Source organism: Rhizobacter sp., from assembly GCF_031412495.1.
Taxonomy (GTDB): Bacteria; Pseudomonadota; Gammaproteobacteria; order Burkholderiales; family Burkholderiaceae_C; genus Schlegelella_A.
In genome coordinates this window covers 1-2,908 of the sequence record NZ_JANODC010000476.1, presented here as the reverse complement: position 1 = coordinate 2,908, position 2,908 = coordinate 1, and the positions used below count along the sequence as shown (strand labels likewise).

General features: G+C 72.1%; 1 protein-coding gene and 1 pseudogene. Both read right to left on the bottom strand.

Annotated elements, in window-relative coordinates:
• Nucleotides 1-115: 115 nt before the first annotated feature.
• On the bottom strand, nt 116-2,341 hold the full coding sequence (locus AC30N0_RS17825) for a hypothetical protein (protein WP_489519231.1): 2,226 nt from the start codon (nt 2,339-2,341) through the stop codon (nt 116-118).
• Nucleotides 2,342-2,453: 112 nt separating this feature from the next.
• A pseudogene (locus AC30N0_RS17820) lies at nt 2,454-2,908 on the bottom strand (hypothetical protein); the annotation flags it as partial.

Here is a 2,908-nt window from a genome sequence, read left to right as displayed (position 1 = left end):
CGGCGGCGGCGCGTGGCTGCACGCCGCCAGCGCGGCGAGCAGGGCCGCCGCGGCGAGGACGGAGGTCGGCAGTCGATCGGTGCTCATCTCGGTTCCCTTCGAAAGCAGGCGGCGCTCAGCGCTTGGCGTACACCGGGTCGGGCGACGGCGCCGAACAGCCGAGGAACCTCGTCATGAGGGCGGCGATCTCGGCGTCAGTGCGCACGCGCTCGAGCAGCCGGTCGCCCGAGATGAGCGCGTTCGGCATGCTCGCGTTGACGGCAAGGTCGGGGCTGCCGCCGCAGACCTGCGTTCTGGCGCGCGTCGGGGTGAGGACGATCGAGTCCCAGTCGAAGCTCGTGCCGAGCGCCACGTGGCAGGTCCGGCACGAGGTGCCGACGACTTCGCGGTAGAAGCGGGCGGCTCCGGCCGTGGCGGGGGCGGCGTCGGCCGCCTGCCAGGGTGCCGGCACGTAGGACTTGTCGATCTGGCGGCCGTTCGCGTACCAGCCATTGATGAGGCGGTGCGTCGGCGTGTCGGGCGCCGGCTCCGTCGCCGCGACGAGCTGGTTCAGCTGGAAGAAGGCTTCGCCCTGCGCACTCTCGCCGAGCTCGGGCCGCGACGAGAACAGGTAGTTGCCGGTATCGAAGGGCAGGAAGCGCGAGCCCAGGTTGGCCGAGGCGCCCGGCCCCTCGGGGAAGCGGCCGTTGTAGGTGGTCCCGCCATGGCAGGCGACGCACGTGCCCGGCATGTACTTCTCGCCGCGGCCGTCGAGATTGACCGAGGCGACGAGCGCGCCGTTCGGAAGGAAGGTGAAGAACTTCGTGAACGGCTGGCCGTTGTTCGCGCCGGTGGTCGCGGTGTATTCCATGGCGACGCAGGCGACGCGGCGCTCGCCCTTGAGGCCGGTCTCGATGACGTCGTCGACCTCCTTCTGGGTCTTGCCCTCGGGACCCGGGTGGTTGCAGACGTAGAAGGCGATCCCGCCCGAGGACGAGCGCGTCGCCACCATGCGCCGGACCAGGTTCAGGTCGCGCTGGTTGATGAAGTCGGCGGTCACGACCGACGGCGTGCCGAATCCGTTCCTGCGCTTCCAGTCGTCGAACGAGATCGGCTCGATCATGTTGCCCTGGGCATCGCAGTCGCGCACGGCGCCGAGGGCGCGGTAGTACATGCACGAGCTCAACTTGGTGTCGCGGCCCTTGAAGGTGAGGAAGTGGTCGCCGCCGGGAGAGGCGTTCGACGCGGCGCCTTCCTCGAGCTCGATCATCCGGCCGCGGACGTTGCCGTCGGCACCGTTGGCGACCATCTTCACGACGCGCGGCCGGCTGTTGGCCAGCACATGCGACAGCTCGACCGGGCTGCCCTCCACGTAGCCGGCCGGGTCGGGCGACGCGGGCACGTCGAGCGTCGTGCTCGAGCCCTCGCACCGGACCCTCAGCTTGAGCGCGGCGCGGACCGGGACGGCGGCGTCGAGCGCGTAGTCGCCGAAACGGTTGACGCGGACCGGCCCGCCGAGGGCCGCGCCGTCCGCCTGCTCAAGCTGCACCGTCGCCGCGGTGTGGATGTCGAAGTAGGCGTTGTCGTTGCCGCAGACGCTGCCGTCGGCCAGGGCGACGTGGCCGTGCAGGCGCAGGTTGCGCGCGGGTCCGAGCGCGGGCAGGACGACGCGCACGCCTGCCTGGGTGCCTTGGGTGAAGGTGTCGCAGAGAGCCAGCGCCGCACCTTCGCCCGTGGCGCAGCGCACGTCGTAGACGGTGCCGGCCTGCAGCTTCGGCAGGTCGAGCTCGCCGCGGGCGTCGGTCCGGCCGGCGAAGACGACGCTGCCGGTGGCCTGCACGACGACCTGCACCTGCACGTCGGGGAGGTAGACGATGCGGGGCAGCGCGGTGCCGCCCTGCGGCGGCGCGAAGAGCGTGGCGCTGGTGGCCGAGAAGCGCAGGCGCGACTGCGTCCCCTCGACGTCGACCACGGCCGGCTCGACATGGTTCACCGCGGCACGCGGAGGCGTGAGCTCGCCGAGGGGGTCGGAGGCCACCGCGTACTGCTGCTCGGTCCAGCCCCCCTTGCCGTCGGAGATCGTGACATACGCGAAGTGCAGGCCCGGGCCTTCGGGCAAGGTCCACACGGTCTCCTTTGCGTCGCGGTTCTCGATGCTGCCGCTGGTGACGCGCCACTGGTAGTGGAGCGCGTCGCCGTCCGCATCGCTGGCCTCGACGCTCAGGTAGGTCTTGTTGATGCCGCTGGTGCGCTCGCTGCCCGTCGAGGCACCGCCGCCGCAGGACGCCAGGACCACCGCACACGCGGCGCCGGCGGCGAAGGTGCGCAGCGCCCGAGCGATCGTCGAATAACCCCCTGCCATCGCCTCTCCCGTCCCGGCCCGTGGCCGGCTTGTTTCGCGTGGCTCTTGAATGGGCCCCGACCGGAGTGTTTTCTCCGCCACGAGGAGAGTCAATTGACTTTCGGCTGCGGCTTCAGCGACAGCGCAAGGCCTTCACGCGATCGATGAGCTCCTGGTTGTTCTCGCCGATCGACAGCCGCGCGAACAGGCGCCCGCACTCGGCATCGCGGTCGGCGCTGCCGCTCCTCGGCTCGGCACGCGGCTCGGCACGCGGTTCGGTCGCGCGGGGTTCGGCCGGCGGCGGCTTCTGCACCGGCGCCTTGCGCGGTGTCGCCACTCTCGGCTCCGTCGACGGCGTCGCGACCGCGGCAGTGCCCGGCTCGGGGACAGGTGGCCGGGCCTCTGCCAGCGGGGGCCGTGCCTCCTGCACCGGCGCCTGCGTCTCCTGCACGGGCGCGGCAACTTTCGGCTCGGCGGCCCCGGGTGCCTGCTGCGTCGAGACGGCCGGCGCGGCCACGGCCGGCGGCACGGTCGGCTGCGCCGCGGCCGGGGCCGGCGTTCGCGACGACCACACGAACGCGGCCACGC

What these genes read in the sequence shown, in the direction of transcription:
- AC30N0_RS17825 (WP_489519231.1), bottom strand. Translation starts at nt 2,341, where the DNA reads ATGGCAGGGGGTTATTCGACGATCGCTCGGGCGCTGCGCACCTTCGCC.